Raw genomic sequence first — 16795 nt, 5'->3', positions numbered from 1 at the left:
TCTGCGCGCCGGGGCGTTTTCCGTTTCGGGATGCGAGCTGCGTGTTGCACGTGAAAACAGCCGCGCTTGGACTCCGACGCCGATCGATGCGCAGTGCATGCCGGAACCCCGCTCCGGTGGGAGGGTTGCCCGGCGAAGCACAGCGAGAAGCGGTGACGGAATGGGTCGGGACGACAAGCGTACGTTCACCGTGAGCGAACCCCGTGCCGTGCCCTGGCTCGGCATCGTCTTCGGTTACGGCCCGATGCTGCCCTTTACCATCGGCGCGGCACTGGCTTGGTGGCGGCGCGACGATCTCGGGGATGCGATCCTCTACCTCACCATCCTCTGGGGCTGCGCCATCCTGCTGTTCCTGTCGGGCGTGCGACGCGGCGTCAGCTTCCGCACCGAGGGCGGCCCCACCTTCATCCAGATCGCCACCATGCTCGGACTGTTCGGCCTCGGCTTCGTCGCCCTGGTCTCCGCTTCCCTCGGCCTGACGGTGGTGGCCATCGCCCTCCTGATTGCCGGCTTCACCACCGTGGCGATCCTCGATCCCATCGCCGCCCGCACCGGGGAGGCGCCGCTTTTCTTCGCACGCCTGCGCCCGACGCAGATCCCCGTCGCCATCCTCAGCCTGTGTGCGCTGCTGGCCCTGAAGCTCTGACGACGACATCCCTTGCCACGCCCGACGCGCTTGCCGCTCGGGAGCGCGCGGGATAGAGCCCGGCTGACACCGACAGACCGAACGCAAAGCGAAGACACCATGGCCAAGGCCGATCCCAAGAAGGCCGATTCCACGAAGGCCGACACGCTGAAGGCGCGCCTGCCGCGCGGCTTCGTGGACCGCCGCGCCGACGAGATCGCCGCGCAGCACCGGATGCTGGAGACGATCCGCCAGAGCTTCGAGCTCTACGGGTTCGAGGCGCTGGAGACCCCCTTCGTCGAATACACCGAGTCCCTCGGCAAGTTCCTGCCCGATCTCGACCGCCCCAACGAGGGCGTGTTCTCGTTCCAGGACGACGATGAATCCTGGCTGTCCCTTCGCTACGATCTCACCGCGCCGCTCGCCCGCCACGTGGCCGAGCATTTCGACGCGATCCCCAAACCCTATCGCAGCTTCCGCGCCGGCTACGTCTTCCGCAACGAGAAGCCGGGCCCGGGCCGCTTCCGCCAGTTCATGCAATGCGATGCCGACATCGTCGGCGCGGGCTCCGTCGCGGCGGATGCCGAGATCTGCATGCTGATGGCCGACACGCTCGAAAAACTCGGCCTGTCTGGCCGGTACGTCATCAAGGTCAACAACCGGAAGGTGCTCGACGGCGTCATGGAGGCGATCGGCCTCTCGGGCGAGGACAAGGCCGGGCAGCGCCTCACCGTATTGCGCGCCATCGACAAGCTCGACCGCCTGGGCGTCGAGGGCGTGCGCCAACTCCTCGGCGAGGGGCGCAAGGACGAGAGCGGTGATTTCGCGAAGGGGGCAGGGCTCGCGCCCGACGCCATCGAGCGAATCCTCGCCTACGTCTCGTTCCAGGCCGCTCCCGACGCAGAGGGCGACCGGATGGCGTTCTGGGAGCAGTTCTTCGGCTCCTGGAGCGATGTGGTCGGCTCGTCCGAGACCGGCCGCGAAGGCATCGCCGAACTGCACGCCATCATGCGCCTCTGTGCGGCGGCGGGCTATGGCCACGACCGCATCCGGGCCGACCCCTCGGTGGTGCGCGGCCTCGAATACTATACCGGCCCGGTCTACGAGGCCGAGCTGACCTTCCCGGTCACCAACGAAGACGGCCAGACCGTGCGCTTCGGATCGGTGGCGGGCGGCGGTCGCTATGACGGCCTCGTCGGGCGCTTCCGCGCCGAGCCCGTGCCGGCCACCGGCTTCTCCATCGGCGTGTCGCGGCTGTTCTCGGCGCTACAGCTCACCGGAAGCCCGCTTCTCGAAGGCACCGCGAAGCCCGGCCCGGTGGTGGTGCTGGTCCTCGACCGCGACAACATCGCCGATTACCAGCGCCTCGTGGCGCGCCTGCGTGAGGCCGGCATCCGCGCCGAACTCTATCTCGGCGGCTCGGGCATGAAGGCGCAGATGAAATACGCCGACCGGCGCGGCAGCCCCTGCGCGATCATCCAGGGCTCCAACGAGCGCGAGGCCGGCGAAGTGCAGGTCAAGGATCTGATCGAGGGCGCCAAGGCGGCGGGTGCCATCGCCAGCAACGCCGAATGGAAGGCGGCGCGCCCGGCCCAGTTCTCGGTGAAGGAAGACGAGATGGTCGAGCGCGTCCGCGAGGTGCTGGCGCGGCATTTCTGAGGACGGCTCCGCCCGATCTTTGCGCTCGTTCCCGGCGACCTTCCGCTTCGCTGCAGGTGGCCGGGAAAGGGGCGGGGTCATCCGCCCCGTCGCTGCGATGGGACAGGCCGTGCCGGGCTCGCCATCCCTCGGCCCTCTGTCTTTCCTGGCCGCTTGGACCACAACGGAAGGCGAGCCGGGACCCGCGGAAGAAGGCCCTCGCCATCGTCGGCACGACCGTTGCCAGGACCGGTCACGTCCGGCATTCAGGGCGCGTGACGGCCTCTAGGGCTTCGGGGAGAGTGGGAATGAGACGCTGCGTTCGAATTCTGCCGGGTCTGGCGCTCGGTCTCATGGCCGGTCCTGCCCTCGCCCATACCGGGCAGGGCGATGCGTCGGGCCTCGCCCATGGGTTCCTGCATCCCCTGACCGGTCTCGACCACATGCTCGCCATGGTGGCGGTGGGCCTCGTCGCCGCGCAGGTCGGCGGCCGGGCGATGGTCCTCGTCCCGCTGTCGTTCATCGGCATGATGATGGTGGGCGGCGCTCTCGGCGCGGCCGGCGTGGCGCTCCCGCATGTGGAGACCGCCATCGCCCTGTCCGTGGCCGTGCTCGGTGCCGCCGTCGCCCTGCGGCTGACGATGCCGGTCGCGGCGGCCATGGCCCTCGTGGGTGTCTTTGCGGTGTTCCACGGCCATGCGCACGGCGCCGAAATGCCGGAGGCGGCCTCCGGTCTCGCCTATGGCGCCGGCTTCGTGGCCGCCACCGCCCTGCTTCACGCCGCGGGCCTCGGTCTCGGCCTCGGCATGGGGCGTCTCGGTGAGGGGAATGGGCGTCCGGCCCTGCGTGTCGCCGGCGCCGCTTTCGCCGCCGCCGGCCTCGGTCTCCTGGCCGGCGCTTTCTGAAGCCGGGGCCCTACAGCGTTCGCGCCAGGGCTCCGGCCTCGGCGCGGGCCTGCTCGCGGGATTCCCGGTCGAGATCGGCTCCCATCAGACCCTTCTCCACCGCGATCTGGTGGACATCGGTGATGCCGACCATGCGCAGCCAGGTCGCCATGTAGGTCGATTGGTGATCGTAGATCTCGGCGGGGAAATCCTCGCCGATGGCGACGCCCCGCGCATTGACGACGACCGCCTTCGCCTCGAGCATTCCGTTCTGGCCGCGCTCGTCGAAGGTGAAGAGCAGGTCCTTCTGGGAGACCAGATCGAACAGGTGCTTGAGCTTGTAGGGGATGGTGTAGTTCCACATCGGCACCGCGAACAGGATCAGGTCGGCGGCCTGGAACCTGGCCGCCAGGGCGCGGATGGCGACCCAGGCCTCCTCCTGCGCCGGGCTCAGGACGTCACCCGCCAGCGCCGCGTATTTGCCGGCCAGCGCCTCCCCGTCGAAATCCGGAAGCGGTGTGGTCCAGACGTCGAGTACGTCCACCGTGCCCTCCGGATGTGTCTCTCCCCAGGCATCCAGGAAGGCGCGGGCGACTTCGATCGACGCCGAGCGCTCCTTGCGCGGTGACGCTTCGACGTAGAGCAGATGGGGCATGCACAGGGCTCCAATGGCGGTGAGCGGAGGGATGTATCGCGCATCCCGCTCCGGCCCAGGGGCGGGCCGCTTTCCCGGATGATGCGTGGGGCCATCGCATTCCGTGGACGGACGACCCATGTCAGCGGGACATCGTCATTCGCAGGACAGGCCGATGCACCTCACCGGACTTCACCACCTCACCGCCATCACCGCGCGCGCCGCCGACAACGCGGCCTTCTACACGCGGATTCTCGGGCTGCGTCTCGTGAAGAAGACGGTGAACCAGGACGACGTCTCGGCCTACCACCTGTTCTACGCCGACGGCATCGCCGCGCCCGGCACCGACATGACGTTCTTCGACTGGCCGGCGCCCCCCGAGCGCCGCGGCACCGACAGTATCGTCCGGACGGCGTTCCGCGTCTCGGGCGAGGGGACGATCGCCTGGTGGCACGAGCATCTCGCCCGCGAGGGGGTGACCCACGAAGAGCCGATCCTGCGCGACGGCCGCCTCACCTTGGATTTCGAGGATGCGGAGGGCCAGCGTCTGATGCTGGTGGATGACGGCGGCGCAGGCGACGCCCATCCCTGGCCTGCCGGCCCGGTGCCGGTGGAGCGCCAGATCCGGGGCCTCGGACCGATCCGCCTCAGCCTCGCGCGGATCGGGGCGACGGAGGCCGTGCTCGCCGAGGTGCTCGGCATGAGCCACGCCCGGAGCTATGACATGCCGGAGGGCGAGGTTCGCGTCTGGCAGATGGGCGAGGGGGGCGCGGGGGCCGAGCTCCACCTCTTGGAAGAACCCGGCCTGCCGCCCGCGCGGCAGGGAGCGGGGGCGGTCCACCACGTCGCCTTCCGCATCCCCGATGCGGATTACGGCAGTTGGGCCGACCGGCTGAAGCAGCGCCGCATGCCTTCCAGCGGGCCGGTGGACCGCTATTACTTCCGCAGCCTCTATTTTCGCGAACCCAACGGCATCCTGTTCGAGATCGCCACCGACGGTCCCGGCTTCACCGCCGACGAGCCATTGGAGACTTTGGGCGAGCGCTTGTCCCTGCCGCCCTTCCTCGAAGGTCGACGCGCCGAGATCGAAGCGGGTCTGAAGCCCCTGTGATCGCAAGGTCACCGGACCAGGCAAGTTTCACGAGATGACGAGCGCCGACCCGGATCGGCTGCGGCGGAGCGGCCGATGGAACCGGAGGCGGGCGCTCGGGCCGCCATCACCTGCCTCGTCGGCGCGATGTCGCTCGAACGAAGCCGCGAACGGGCCATTCGATGCGCCCGCTGCATTCCAAAGGAAAGCATCGCCCCGATGGGCGATGATCCCCTCGTCTGCATGCAGCCCCTGGCAGGTAGATCGGGCCGGCTCTGCCGGTGATCGTGCCCACCCCCAGACAACTGCACCATGCTAGCGATACGATCTTACTCCCCTATAGCGGCTGATTCTGAAGATGGTGGAGCCGGGATTCGGACAGGAAGAGAATTGGACTATAATATAGCTTGAATCTTACGGATTACACTGTTGAATGTAGTTTTCATTCGAAATCGACTCCAATTAACGAATGTTTAGTTTGTATTCGTGATAATGGACAACGGAGGCGAAACCTCCCGTCGGCAAGAGCAGTAAACAGGCCCCCGACACCCTCCCGTCCTATCGAAATCCAGGCTGAACGATGTCGAAGTTATCGATCGCAAAGAAGTTGGGATTGTTCTCAGGTCTCGGAATTCTACTGGCGGTTGGATTGGTCGCCAACCAGTGGATGGGCAACCAAAGGATCACTCAATCGATCGAAGCCGTCAGTCGGGAGCAGACGATCCTCGACGGCATCAAGAACGCGCAGCTCGCCTTGTCCCAGATCCAGGTCGCCGTCCGCGACGCGCGCCTGTCCGAAGCGGAGGAGACCTACAAGGAGGCCGTCGGCCGGATCCGAACGAGCTTCGATTCAGCCCATGAGGGACTCAAGGCACCGATCCGTATCGCCCTGAAGCCCGACGTCCTCAAGGACATCGATGCCGGGCTGGCGCAGTTCACGGAACTCGCCCTCAAGTCGGCGGCCACCATCACGTACGACCAGGGTCGCAAGAGGATCGACGAGGCGGCCCTGGCGGTGGCGGGGGAACAGCGGAATGGCGCCCGCAGGAAGGCGCTCCTCGCCATCGAACAATCGCTGTCCAATGCGCAGCGCTTCACGGACGAGGCTCGGCTGTCGTCGATGGGCGCCGTGGAAACCGCGAGCGTGCTGGGCCTCGTGATCGGAGCCGTGGCGATCCTCCTTCAGGGCGGGTCGGCCCTCTTCTCCATGCTGACGGTTGCCCGTCCGATCCGCGGAATGACGGACGCTATGAACCGGCTCGCCGCTGGCGATGTCGAAGTCTCGATCCCGGACCGGACACGCACGGACGAACTCGGTGCCATGGCGGGCGCGGTGCAGGTGTTCAAGGACGGCATGATCCGCAACCGCGCCCTCGAGATCGAAACCGAGCGCCTGCGCCTCGCCGCGGAGACGGAACGCAAGGTCGGCATGCATACCCTGGCCGACGAGTTCGAGGCGGCGGTCGGTGGGATCGTGAGCATGGTGTCCGCGGCGGCCACCGAGATGCAGGCCACGGCCTCGCAGCTGACGGCCTCCGCCGAGGAGACGTCGGCGCAGTCCAGCGCGGTCCTGACGGCCGCGGAGGAAGCCTCGGCCAACGTCACCGCCGTGGCCGGTTCGGCCGAGGAGCTTGGTGCCTCTGTGGCGGAGATCGGCCGACAGGTCGCACGTTCGGCGGAGATGACGGCCGCCGCCGTCCGCGAGGCGGAGCAGACCGCACTTGCGGTCGCGGAGCTCCGTGAAGTCGCCGCCAGCATCGGCGACGTCGTGAACCTCATCTCCAACCTCGCCGGCCAGACAAACCTCCTCGCTCTCAATGCGACGATCGAGGCGGCGCGGGCCGGAGAGGCGGGCCGGGGCTTCGCGGTGGTCGCCTCGGAGGTGAAGGAACTCGCCAACCAGACCGCCAAGGCGACGACGGAAATCTCCGCGAAGATCGCGGCGATCCAATCCTCGACCCGCCAGGCGACCAGCGCCATCGACGGGATCTCCTCGACGATCCACGGGATCGACGAGACGGCCGCCGTCATCTCCGCATCGGTCTCGCAGCAGGGTGCCGCGACCCGGGAGATCGCGGGCTCGGTGGCGCAAGCCTCCATCGGCACCGGCGAGGTCAGCGCCAACATCACCGGCGTCGCCCGAGCGGCGCAGGAAACCGGCGCCAGCGCCGGCCAGGTGTTCTCCGCCTCGTCGGAACTGGCACGGCAGGCCGAACGCCTGAGCTTGGAGGTGCAGAAGTTCCTCCACACGGTCCGCGCCGCCTGAGCCGAAGCCCATCGCACCTGTCCCGTCCGGAGCCATGAGCGCCGCCCGCCTCGCGTTGAGGCGGGCGGCGTCACCCTGTCCGGCCCCCGACCGTTCCATCCCGGCGGACGCTCACCGGAATGCGCGCCGAACCCCACTTCCTGCGTGTCTTGTCGCATCGTCACGAGCCGGAATCGGCACGAGGTCGCATCCCCCGTGGCGGCGATGCCTCAAGTCAGAGCGATTCCAGACAGTTGGCGGTTTCGCTGCCTGCGCGCCTGCTATGCCTTGACGGGCGCGCCGCAGGTGCGAGAAGACCCGGCTGAAAGCCGAGATTCGCAAGCGAAGTTTGAGACGGACCCGTCGATGAGCAAGTTCAACGAGGAGCGTGTGTTGAGCGTCCACCATTGGACCGACACGCTGTTCTCCTTCCGCACGACCCGCGATCCCGCGTTCCGCTTCCGCAACGGCGAGTTCGTGATGATGGGCATCGAAGTCGAGGGCCGGCCCCTCCTTCGCGCCTACAGCGTGGTCTCGGCCAATTACGAGGAGGAACTCGAGTTCTTCTCGATCAAGGTCGAGAACGGTCCGCTCACCTCGCGGCTGCAGCACCTCAAGGTCGGCGATCCGATCATGGTCGGCAAGAAGCCCACCGGCACTCTGGTGCTCGACAACCTCCTGCCGGGCAAGAACCTCTACCTTCTCGGCACCGGCACGGGCCTGGCCCCGTTCATGTCGATCATCAAGGACCCGGAGACCTACGAGCGTTTCGAGAAGGTCGTCCTCGTCCATGGCTGCCGCCAGGTCTCCGAGCTCGCCTATGGCGAGACGATCACGCAGGACCTGCCGAATCACGAGTTCCTCGGCGAGGTCATCACAGCCGGCCTGATCTATTACCCCACCGTCACCCGCGAGCCCTTCCGCAACCGAGGCCGGATCACCGACCTGATGACCTCCGGCAAGCTGTTCGAGGATATCGGTCTGCCGCCGATGTCCGTCGAGAACGACCGCTTCATGCTGTGCGGCTCGCCGGACATGATCCGCGACACCCGCCAGCTCCTCACCGATGGGGGCTACGAGGAGGGTAATCACGGCGAGGCCGGCCACTACGTCATCGAGAAGGCCTTCGTCGAGAAGTGAGCACGCGTGCCCGCGCCGTCTTCGTCGCCGGCGCCGGGACCGAGATCGGCAAGACCTACGTCACCGCTTCCCTGACGCGCGCCCTGCGCCGCCGGGGGAACGACATTTCGACCCTGAAGCCGCTGGCGAGCGGTGTGCCGCCTTTCGGCGAACCGTCGTTTCGCGAGAGCGACACGGCGATCCTTCTGGAAGCCCAGGGATTGGCGGTGACGCCCGAGACGGTGGAGGCCTGCTCGCCCTGGCGCTTTCTCGCACCGCTCGGCCCCGATCTCGCCGCCGCGCGCGAAGGGCGGAGCCTGCACCTCTGCGACCTCGTCGGCTGGTGCGAGGACCGGATCCAGGATGCGGATCCGGAGACGATCCTCGTCTTCGAGGGCGTCGGCGGCCTGATGAGCCCGGTGACGGCGGCAGCGACCGGTCTCGACTGGCTCAGGGCCCTGGCCCTGCCGACGATCCTCGTCTCCGGCAGCTATCTCGGGGCGATCAGCCACGCGCTCACAGCGGCGGAGACCCTGCGCTGTCACGGGCAGACGCTGCTCGGTGTCGTCGTCTGCGAAAGCCTCGGCGCGCCGACGTCGCCAGAGACGGTCGCGGCCGCCATCGCCCGTCATGTGCCGGCTCCGGTCCACTGCATCGCCCGCGACGGCGAATGCCCGGAGGCCTTGGTGCGGCTGGTCTAGGCCTTACGACAGGACGCAGCGAGAGAAACCTCGATGACGAATCCGGCCATCGACGTCTCCTAAAAATCTGGAATTCCCGCCGATCGTGACGATCGAACAAGGCGTTCATCGCCAAGACGTCGTACGGAGTTCGGTCTCACCTTTGCCGATCTCTGTTGCCGATATGGCAGGCGAGCGGGCAGGCGTCATCGATGCGAGGGGGCAAGGCTTCCTCACCTCTCCGTGACTCATGAAATCCCTCCCTGGACGGTGGAGCCACCACCGCTAGGTTCGGTCAGGCGGTGACCCGAGCGCATCCGGGCTGCCCGTGGAAGGAAACGCCCCTTTGGCCCAACTCGTATCCGCCCATGGGGCTTCGGCGGAGCGCGCGGATCCTCCGCGCGCCGGCCTGCCTCTTCTCCTCGGGGCGCTCGGCATCGTCTATGGCGATATCGGCACCAGCCCGCTCTACGCCTTCAAGGAAGCCGTGCGGGCGGCCTCCGGCGGCGGCCCGCCCCAGGCCATCGCCGTGGTCGGTGCGGTGTCGCTGATCTTCTGGGCCCTGATCCTCATCGTCTCGCTGAAATACGCGGTGCTGATCCTGCGTGCCGACAACAGGGGCGAGGGCGGCATCGTCGCCATGCTGGCACTGCTCGGCGCCCGTCATGCCAGGCCCGGCACGCGTCAGGCCGCGCTCCTCGTGGTCGGCCTCGTCGGCGCGGCCCTGCTCTACGGCGACGGCGCGATCACCCCGGCGATCTCGGTTTTGAGCGCGGTGGAGGGGCTCAAGGTGGCGGCCCCCGGCCTCGACCATGCCGTCCTGCCCATCACCATCGCCATCCTGGTCGGGCTGTTTCTGGTGCAGAGCAAGGGTGTCGCCTTCATCGGCCGCATCTTCGGCCCGGTGATGGTGGTGTGGTTCGTCGTCCTGGCGCTCCTTGGCCTCGGTGGCATCTGGCACGCGCCTCAGATCCTGGGTGCCCTCAACCCCTGGCGCGCGGTGGATTTCCTGGTCCATGCCGGCTGGCACGTGAGCTTCGCCATGCTGGGCGCGGCCTTCCTCGCGGTCACCGGGGGCGAGGCGATGTATGCCGATCTCGGCCATTTCGGCGACAGACCCATCCGCCTCGCCTGGTTCGGCCTCGTCCTGCCGGCCCTCGTCATCCACTATTTCGGCCAGGGCGGCCTGCTGCTGGTGGAGCCCGACGCGATCGAGAACCCGTTCTACCGCCTCAGCCCGGACTGGGCCTATTACCCGCTGATCGCTCTCGCGACGCTGGCCACCGTCATCGCCTCTCAGGCCATCGTGTCGGGCGTGTTCTCGCTCACCCAGCAATCGATCCAGCTCGGCTTCCTGCCGCCCATGCGGGTGATCCACACGGCGCGCGAGGAGCGTGGGCAGATCTACGTGCCGGTGATCAACTGGCTGATGGCGGCCGCGACTCTCACGGCCGTCCTCACCTTCGGTTCCTCCGACAAGCTGGCCGGCGCCTATGGCATCGCCGTGTCGTCGCTCATGGCGATCACCACCCTGCTCGCCGCCCTGGTGGCGTTGAAATGGGGCTACAACCCCGTCGCGGTCTTCGCGGTCAACGGCTTCTTCCTCGCCATCGATCTCGTCTTCCTCGGCGCCAACAGCGTGAAGCTGTTCGAGGGCGGCTGGTTTCCCCTGGTGCTGGCCGGCTTCGTCGCCTTCCTGATGCTCACCTGGCGCAAGGGCAACCTCCTGGTGGAGGAGGCCCGCGCGTCGTTGCGGCAGCCCGAGGCGGAGTTCATCGAGCAACTGCGCCGCGCGCCGCCGATCACCCTGCCGGGCAACGCGGCCTTCCTGTCCTCGGCCACGAGCGGCATTCCGCTCCACCTGTCGCGTTTCGTCGAGCGCAGCCGTGCCCTGCACAAGCGCATCCTGCTCGTCACCGCGCTCTACGAGGAGGCGCCGAGCGTGCCTCGGACCGAGCGCGCCGAGGTGACCGAGATCACCCCGGACATCTTCCGCCTCGTCCTGCATTACGGCTTCATGGAGGACGCCTCGATTCCCGACGGACTGCGATGCGCCGTCGAATGCGGGACCCTGCCGAAGGAGTTCCTCGACGACCTGACGATCTTCATCGGCCACGAGACCATCATCCCGAAGAGCGACGACCGGGGCATGGCGACATGGCGTGAGACCATCTTCGCCTTCCTCCTACGCAACGCCGAGACCACCGGCGCGCAATTCTGCATCCCCACTCGCCAGCTCGTGGAGGTCGGCACCGAGATCGAGATCTGACTATTCGGCGTCCGGGCTGCGCGGTATCCGCGCGGCCACGCATTCGCGCATGGCGTCCTCGATCCTGGCGGCCTTGGCGTTGCCGTAGGCGGCGACGTCATCGATGCATTTCAGGAAGTAGCCGGCGGTGAAACTCTCGCTAAGGCTGTTGAACGACTTGCCGAGACGCGAGGCGATCTGCATGCGGTCCATGGCCGTGCCCTTGGTCCATTCCGTGAGCGGGTCGTTCATCGACAGGGCCTGTGCCGGGGCGGATGCCAGGAGCGTCGTCGCCACGAGGACGGCACGGGCAGCTCTCTGGTCGATCATCTCGTATCCTCCCCCCCGATCACGCCGGCTGATCCGCCGTTCCTTCGACACCGGCTTTCCGGGGAATAGTGAAATCTTCTCGTTCAGGCAATAATCTCAAGTCACTGACGCGTTTTGTAGCGTTTTTCATTATAAGTACTTATTATGTAATCTATCGTCCGCCCCTGATATTCTCCTCCCGCGTGGGCTGTTGCTGGAGCGTCGCCGCCGATCCGGTCCGCCCCGCGCCGTCCTCAGGCACGTTGCGCTCGTCACCCTTGCATCCGGCCTCCCGGCACCGCACAGACGCAGACGGCGTCCTTCTCATCTATCCAGCCGGTCGCAGGACCATTTTCCATGACCGACGTCTCACCCGCCCTGGCCTTGCGTCTGCGTCAGCAGGCCCTGCTCTCGGATTTCGGCGTCGAGGCCCTGCGTGCCACCGAGCTGCTGCCCCTGCTGCATCGTGCCGTCGAGCTCTGCGCGGAAGGAATGAAGGCTCAGTTCTGCAAGGCGCTGGAATATTCCAGAGAGCAGGATTGCCTACTGATCTGCGCCGGTGTGGGCTGGAAGGACGATGTCGTCGGCAAGGCCATCATAGGGGCCGATCTCGCGTCCCCGGCGGGCTTTGCCCTCAAGACCGGCCAGCCGGTGATCTCCAATCACCTTCAGGTGGAAACCCGGTTTCGCACGCCGCAGATCATGGCCGACCACGGCATCAAGCGGGCCATCAACGTGCTCATCGCCAACCGCGACGGGCATTACGGCGTGCTCGAAGTGGACGACACCCGCGAGGGCAAGTTCGAGGAGGCGGACATTGCCTTCATGCAGGGCTTCGCCAATCTCCTCGGCGGCGCCATCGAGCGTCAGCGCGGCGAGGCGCGGCTGAAGGCGGCGCTGGAACGGCAGGACCTCCTCTCCCGCGAGATGAGCCACCGGGTCAAGAACAGCCTCGCGGTGGTCGCCGGGTTCCTGGCCCTCCAGGCTCGCGGCTCTGACGACGAGAAGGTGAGGGAGGCCCTGGTCGATGCGCGCACCCGCGTCGAGGCCGTGGCCGCGGTCCACGATCAGCTCTGGCGCCAGCCGACCCTCGGTGCCATCGATATCTCGGGCTTCCTGGAAGCGCTCTGCGGCAAACTTCAGGAGAGCGCCCGGCGCAACGTCATTCGCTGCGAGGCGGTCCGTCTCGACATTCCGGCCGATCTCGCGATTCCGCTCGGCCTCTTCGTCAACGAGCTCGTCACCAACGCGATCAAATACGCCTATCCCGACGGCGAGGGTGAAATCCGGGTCACCGCCTGTCCGCATGAGGAGGGGGGCCTCGTCATCGGCGTCGCCGACGATGGCGCAGGCCTGCCGGACGGGTTCGACCCGACCCAGGCCCGGAGTACAAGCCTCGGCATGCGCATCATCAACAATCTCGGCCGCCAGCTCGGCGGCCCGCTCACCGTGGCGCCCGACGTGAAGGGCGCGCATTTCTCGCTGAGGATGCTCCTGCCCTCATAGCGGAACGCGAACGACGCCCGTCCACTCGAAGCGCCGTTACGATCGATGGAAACGGGCCATGTGAGGCAAGGCCGTCCCCGGATCTGCTTCCGAGGACGTCTTTCCCAGTGCGGGCGCGAATGCCCCCGCTGTCACGCCAGGCCGAGTTTCTGGGCGAGGCCGATGCGCTGGAGCTTGCCGGTGGCGCCCTTCGGGATCTCCTCGAGGAAGATGATCTTGGCCGGCACCTTGAAGGGTGCGAGGCGCTCCGAGGCGAAGCCGCGCAGCTCCTTCTCCGACAGGGCGTCGTGGCCCTCGCGCAGGACGATGGCCGCCACCACGTCCTCGCCGAGTTTGTCGTGCGGCATCGCGAAGGTGATGCACTGGGACACGGCCGGGTGATCCATCAGGATCTCGTCCACCTCGCGCGGGGAGATCTTCTCGCCGCCGCGGTTGATGATCTCCTTCAGGCGCCCGGTGATCGAAAGGTAGCCCTCCGGGGTCAGCGTGCCCTGGTCGCCGGTGCGGAACCAGCCCTGCTTGGTGAAGGCTTCGGCATTGGCCTTCTCGTTGTTCTCGTAGCCGGTCATCACGTTGTCGCCGCGGATCACGATCTCACCGGTCTCGCCGGCGGGCAGGGGCTCGCCGTCATGGTCGACGATGGCGATCTCGGGGCCGGCGGCGAGGCCCACCGAGCCGGCGTAATGCGGCCGGGGCGGCAGCGGGTTCGAGGCCATCTGGTGGGCGGCCTCGGTCATGCCGTAGGCTTCCAGCAGCGGCGCGCCGAACACCTCCTCGATCTCCTTCATCACCTGCGGCGGCATGGAGGAGGAGGACGAGCGGATGAAGCGCAGCGGGTTGGCGGCGATGACCTCCTTGTTGCGGGCGGCGCGGCCCAGGATCGCCTGGTGCATGGTCGGCACCGCCGTGTACCAGGTCGGGCGGACCTCACTCATCCAGCCGAAGAACTTCAGGGCGTTGAAGCCCGGCGTGCAGCAGACCTGCCCGCCCGCCGAGAGCGGCGCCAGGATGCCGGCGATCAGGCCGTGGATGTGGAACAGCGGCATGATGTTGAGGCCGCGATCCTCGGCCGTGAAGGCGAGGGTGGTGCGGATGTTGCGGGCCGAGGCGCAGACGTTCGACTGTTTCAGCGGGACGATCTTCGGACGCGACGTGGTGCCCGACGTGTGGAGAACGAGGCCGATATCGTCGGGATGAGCCGGGCCACCCTGGCTTGCCGGCGTGGCGTCGGATGCGGAAAAGGCGAGGGTGAAGCTGCCCGCGCCCTGCTCGGGCGTCGGGGTCAGGCGCACCACTGGCACGCCGAGCTTCTCGGCCACCGCCACCGCCGGGCTCTGCGAGCCTTCCGCCGCCACCAGCAGCTTGGCGTTGAGATCGGTCAGGTAGAACTCGAACTCGTCTGCCTTGTAGGCGGGGTTCAGCGGCGCCGAGGTGGTGCCCGCCGCGATGGCGATGAAGGCGGCGGCCATTTCCGGGCCGTTGTCGAGCACGATGGCGACCCGGTCGCCACGGCCGATGCCCTGCGCGTTGAGGGAAGCGATGGTGCTCTCCGTGAGCGCCCGCAGGGCCCCGAAGGTCAGGGGAACGCCGCCGGGGCTCGACAGGGCGGTGGCCTCGTCGGCGCCCGCCTGGATTAGGGCGTGCAGGGTGGTTGCGGTCTCGGCCATGGTAGCTGTGTCCTCATCGTCAGTTGCCTTCGGGGAGGAGAAGGCGGTCCGCCGCATGGGGAGCGGCACATGTTCATGCGGACCGGCGGTCGCGGGCGACCGCCGGGGAAACGGTGGTCAGGCCGTCGCGATGGACAGGCGCCCCTGCGCCCGTTCGAGGCTCTGGGACAGCAGCCGCATCAGAGCATAGACGGTGCCGATATGCGGGGTCGGGGTGTCGGTGAGGCGACCGAGTTCGATGATCGAGCCGACGAGGGCTTCGAGTTCGATCGGCCGCCCGGCCTCCACGTCTTGCAGCATCGAGGTCTTGTGCGCGCCGACCTTCTCGGCCCCGGCGATGCGCCGCTCGATCCCGAGCTTGAAGGTGATGCCGAGCTTGTTCGCGATGGTCTCCGCCTCGCGCATCATGTCGGTGGCGAGCGCCCGCGTCTCCGGGAACTGGCAGATATCCACCAGGGTGGCGTGCGAGAGCGCCGAGATCGGGTTGAAGCTGAGGTTGCCCCAGAGCTTGAGCCAGATCTCCGCGCGGATGTCGCTGGTGACGGGCGCGCGGAAGCCCGCCTTGATCAGGAGCTGCGCCAGGGCCTGGACCCGCGGGCTCATGGAGCCGTCGAGTTCGCCGAGACCGAAACGGTGGCCCTCGATCACCTGGACCACGCCGGGTTCGGTGAGGACGGCCGCCGGATAGACCACCGAGCCGATCACATGCTTCGGGTCCAGATACTCCGCGATGAGCCGGCCCGGATCGGCGGTTTCCAGGTGCGTCCCGGCGAGTTCGCCGCCATGGCCACCCGAAAAATACCACCACGGGATGCCGTTCTGCATGGTCACGACGATGGTGTCGGGGCCGATGAGGTGGTGCAGGTCGGCCGCGATCGGCCCGACCTGATGCGCCTTCACGGTGAGAAGCACCACGTCGTGGACGCCGGCCTCCTCCATGGACTTGGTGGCCGTGAGGTTCTTCACGTGGATCTCGGAGCCGTTCTCCTCGATCAGGCGCATGCCGTTGGAGCGGATGGCATCGAGATTGGCCCCGCGTGCGATGAAGGTGACGTCCTCGCCGATATTCGCGAGGCGAACCCCCAGAAATCCGCCGATGGCGCCTGCGCCGACGATCGCGATGCTCATGCTGGTATCCTCATTGTCCGGATGTCGTGTCGGTCTGGTCTGTACGGCTCAGGAGAAGCGGTTCGACAGGATTCCGATCCCCTCGATCTCCACCTCGACGGTGGCGCCCTTCGGGATCGGGCCGGAACCGTTGGAGGTGCCGCAGGCGATGACGTCGCCGGGCTCCAGCGTCATGCCCCGCGAGATCATGGCGACGATCTCGTGCGGGCGGAAGATCATGTCCGAGAGGGGATAGGTCTGGCGCTCGCGCCCGTTCACCCGCACCTTCACCGAGAGCGCCTCGGGGTCGAGATCGGTGGCGATGGCCGGGCCGAAGGGACCGAACCCGTCCAGTCCCTTGGAGCGCGTCCATTGGGCGAAGCTCGGATCGGCCTTCAGGATCTCCAGCGCGGTCACGTCGTTGACGCAGGTGTAACCGAAGATGTGGCCGGCCGCCTCGTCCGGTGTGAGGTCGCGCGCGCTCCGGCCCGCCACCTTGCCGATGACGATGCCGAGCTCGCCCTCGAACAGGATACGACCGGCGCAATCCGGCACCGCGATCTCGGCGCCGCTCGGGCGATAGGTATTGGCCGGCTTCAAGAGGAACAGCGGGGCGACGGGCGGGGTCAGCCCCTGCTTCTCGGCCATGGCGGAGAAGTTGTTCCACAGCGCGATGACCTTGCTCGGCCGGCAGGGCAGGTCGAGGACCACCTCGGCGAGGGGCAGGATCTCTCCCGTCGCCCGGGGCGCGTCGAACAGGTCGCCCTCGTGGACAGTGACCTGCTCTCCGTCGAGGCGGCCGAAACCGGCGCGTCCGTCGTGGGTGTATCCGATCCAGCGGGCCATGGTTCAGATGCTCCGGGCAACGATACGGGCACGCCAGGGCTTCAGCAGCACGATGGCGAGGAGGGAAGCGAGGATGTTGGCGCCTGCGGCGACGAGGAAGACGCCGTCCCAGCTGTTTGTGGCCTGCTGGAGGTAGTTGGCCACGGGCACGAGAAGCGCGGCGGTGCCCTTGGCGGTGTAGAGCAGGCCGGCATTGG

At 67.5% G+C, this 16795-nt stretch carries 14 protein-coding genes and 1 pseudogene; 9 read left to right on the top strand and 6 right to left on the bottom strand.

Annotation, left to right across the window (positions count from 1 at the left end; translation table 11 throughout):
* Positions 1–160 precede the first annotated feature (160 nt).
* From FV220_RS03230 to FV220_RS03220, 3 genes are all read left to right on the top strand, one after another.
* Positions 161–646 (top strand): DUF3429 domain-containing protein, encoded by a 486-nt coding sequence (locus tag FV220_RS03230; protein WP_147829623.1) that lies wholly within the window; start codon positions 161–163, stop codon positions 644–646.
* Between the two features lie 99 nt (positions 647–745).
* A complete protein-coding gene (hisS, locus tag FV220_RS03225) occupies positions 746–2284 on the top strand; it encodes a histidine--tRNA ligase (protein ID WP_056148573.1) in 1539 nt (512 codons plus the stop codon).
* A 287-nt stretch (positions 2285–2571) separates the two neighbouring features.
* Positions 2572–3168 carry a HupE/UreJ family protein gene (locus FV220_RS03220; protein WP_056148570.1) on the top strand — a complete coding sequence of 199 codons (597 nt, stop codon included), beginning with the start codon at positions 2572–2574 and terminating at the stop codon, positions 3166–3168.
* A 10-nt stretch (positions 3169–3178) separates the two neighbouring features.
* Here FV220_RS03220 and FV220_RS03215 read toward each other — a convergent pair whose 3' ends face one another.
* A complete protein-coding gene (locus tag FV220_RS03215) occupies positions 3179–3802 on the bottom strand; it encodes an NAD(P)H-dependent oxidoreductase (protein WP_056148566.1) in 624 nt (207 codons plus the stop codon).
* 154 nt (positions 3803–3956) lie between these two features.
* Here FV220_RS03215 and FV220_RS03210 point away from each other — a divergent pair, with 154 nt between their 5' ends.
* The 5 genes from FV220_RS03210 to FV220_RS03190 all read left to right on the top strand — a co-directional run bounded on the left by FV220_RS03210 (position 3957) and on the right by FV220_RS03190 (position 11184).
* Entirely contained in the window at positions 3957–4892 is a 936-nt protein-coding gene (locus FV220_RS03210; protein WP_147829621.1) for a ring-cleaving dioxygenase, read from the top strand.
* A 559-nt stretch (positions 4893–5451) separates the two neighbouring features.
* Entirely contained in the window at positions 5452–7137 is a 1686-nt protein-coding gene (locus tag FV220_RS03205; protein WP_187273313.1) for a methyl-accepting chemotaxis protein, read from the top strand.
* A gap of 345 nt (positions 7138–7482) precedes the next feature.
* The gene (locus FV220_RS03200) at positions 7483–8256 is read left to right on the top strand and encodes a ferredoxin--NADP reductase (RefSeq protein ID WP_056148553.1); all 774 of its coding nucleotides are present in this window, start codon (positions 7483–7485) and stop codon (positions 8254–8256) included.
* On the top strand, positions 8253–8936 hold the full coding sequence (gene bioD, locus FV220_RS03195) for a dethiobiotin synthase (RefSeq protein ID WP_147829619.1): 684 nt from the start codon (positions 8253–8255) through the stop codon (positions 8934–8936). The genes FV220_RS03200 and bioD overlap by 4 nt, the downstream gene beginning before the upstream one ends.
* Before the next feature lie 388 nt (positions 8937–9324).
* Complete coding sequence (locus tag FV220_RS03190) at positions 9325–11184, top strand: KUP/HAK/KT family potassium transporter (protein WP_147829643.1); 1860 nt, start codon at positions 9325–9327, stop codon at positions 11182–11184.
* Here FV220_RS03190 and FV220_RS03185 read toward each other — a convergent pair whose 3' ends face one another.
* Entirely contained in the window at positions 11185–11493 is a 309-nt protein-coding gene (locus FV220_RS03185) for a hypothetical protein (protein WP_147829617.1), read from the bottom strand.
* Between the two features lie 336 nt (positions 11494–11829).
* Here FV220_RS03185 and FV220_RS03180 point away from each other — a divergent pair, with 336 nt between their 5' ends.
* Positions 11830–12978, top strand: coding sequence for a histidine kinase dimerization/phosphoacceptor domain -containing protein (locus FV220_RS03180; RefSeq protein ID WP_147829615.1), 1149 nt, complete (start codon positions 11830–11832; stop codon positions 12976–12978).
* 131 nt (positions 12979–13109) lie between these two features.
* On the opposite strand, the gene FV220_RS03175 is transcribed toward FV220_RS03180, so the two are convergent.
* The 4 genes and pseudogenes from FV220_RS03175 to FV220_RS03160 form a co-directional block, all read right to left on the bottom strand.
* The gene (locus FV220_RS03175; protein ID WP_018045826.1) at positions 13110–14645 is read right to left on the bottom strand and encodes an acyl--CoA ligase; all 1536 of its coding nucleotides are present in this window, start codon (positions 14643–14645) and stop codon (positions 13110–13112) included.
* A 117-nt stretch (positions 14646–14762) separates the two neighbouring features.
* Positions 14763–15773, bottom strand: a complete 1011-nt coding sequence (locus FV220_RS03170) for a 2-dehydropantoate 2-reductase (RefSeq protein WP_056160415.1) — start codon at positions 15771–15773, stop codon at positions 14763–14765.
* A 48-nt stretch (positions 15774–15821) separates the two neighbouring features.
* Entirely contained in the window at positions 15822–16598 is a 777-nt protein-coding gene (locus FV220_RS03165) for a fumarylacetoacetate hydrolase family protein (RefSeq protein WP_018045824.1), read from the bottom strand.
* Positions 16599–16601: 3 nt separating this feature from the next.
* Positions 16602–16795 (bottom strand): annotated as a pseudogene (locus FV220_RS03160) (oxalate/formate MFS antiporter); the annotation flags it as partial.

It is taken from the genome of Methylobacterium sp. WL19, from assembly GCF_008040005.1.
GTDB lineage: Bacteria > Pseudomonadota > Alphaproteobacteria > Rhizobiales > Beijerinckiaceae > Methylobacterium > Methylobacterium bullatum.
The sequence above is the reverse complement of the archived record's forward strand: the minus strand, read 5'-3'. Positions and strand labels throughout refer to the sequence as shown.

Excerpts from the sequence above, each read along its gene's own strand:
- FV220_RS03230 (WP_147829623.1), top strand. The coding sequence starts at position 161 with ATGGGTCGGGACGACAAGCGTACGTTCACCGTGAGCGAACCCCGTGCC.
- hisS (WP_056148573.1), top strand. The coding sequence starts at position 746 with ATGGCCAAGGCCGATCCCAAGAAGGCCGATTCCACGAAGGCCGACACG.
- FV220_RS03220 (WP_056148570.1), top strand. The coding sequence starts at position 2,572 with ATGAGACGCTGCGTTCGAATTCTGCCGGGTCTGGCGCTCGGTCTCATG.
- FV220_RS03215 (WP_056148566.1), bottom strand. The coding sequence starts at position 3,802 with ATGCCCCATCTGCTCTACGTCGAAGCGTCACCGCGCAAGGAGCGCTCG.
- FV220_RS03210 (WP_147829621.1), top strand. The coding sequence starts at position 3,957 with ATGCACCTCACCGGACTTCACCACCTCACCGCCATCACCGCGCGCGCC.
- FV220_RS03205 (WP_187273313.1), top strand. The coding sequence starts at position 5,452 with ATGTCGAAGTTATCGATCGCAAAGAAGTTGGGATTGTTCTCAGGTCTC.
- FV220_RS03200 (WP_056148553.1), top strand. The coding sequence starts at position 7,483 with ATGAGCAAGTTCAACGAGGAGCGTGTGTTGAGCGTCCACCATTGGACC.
- FV220_RS03185 (WP_147829617.1), bottom strand. The coding sequence starts at position 11,493 with ATGATCGACCAGAGAGCTGCCCGTGCCGTCCTCGTGGCGACGACGCTC.
- FV220_RS03180 (WP_147829615.1), top strand. The coding sequence starts at position 11,830 with ATGACCGACGTCTCACCCGCCCTGGCCTTGCGTCTGCGTCAGCAGGCC.
- FV220_RS03175 (WP_018045826.1), bottom strand. The coding sequence starts at position 14,645 with ATGGCCGAGACCGCAACCACCCTGCACGCCCTAATCCAGGCGGGCGCC.
- FV220_RS03170 (WP_056160415.1), bottom strand. The coding sequence starts at position 15,773 with ATGAGCATCGCGATCGTCGGCGCAGGCGCCATCGGCGGATTTCTGGGG.
- FV220_RS03165 (WP_018045824.1), bottom strand. The coding sequence starts at position 16,598 with ATGGCCCGCTGGATCGGATACACCCACGACGGACGCGCCGGTTTCGGC.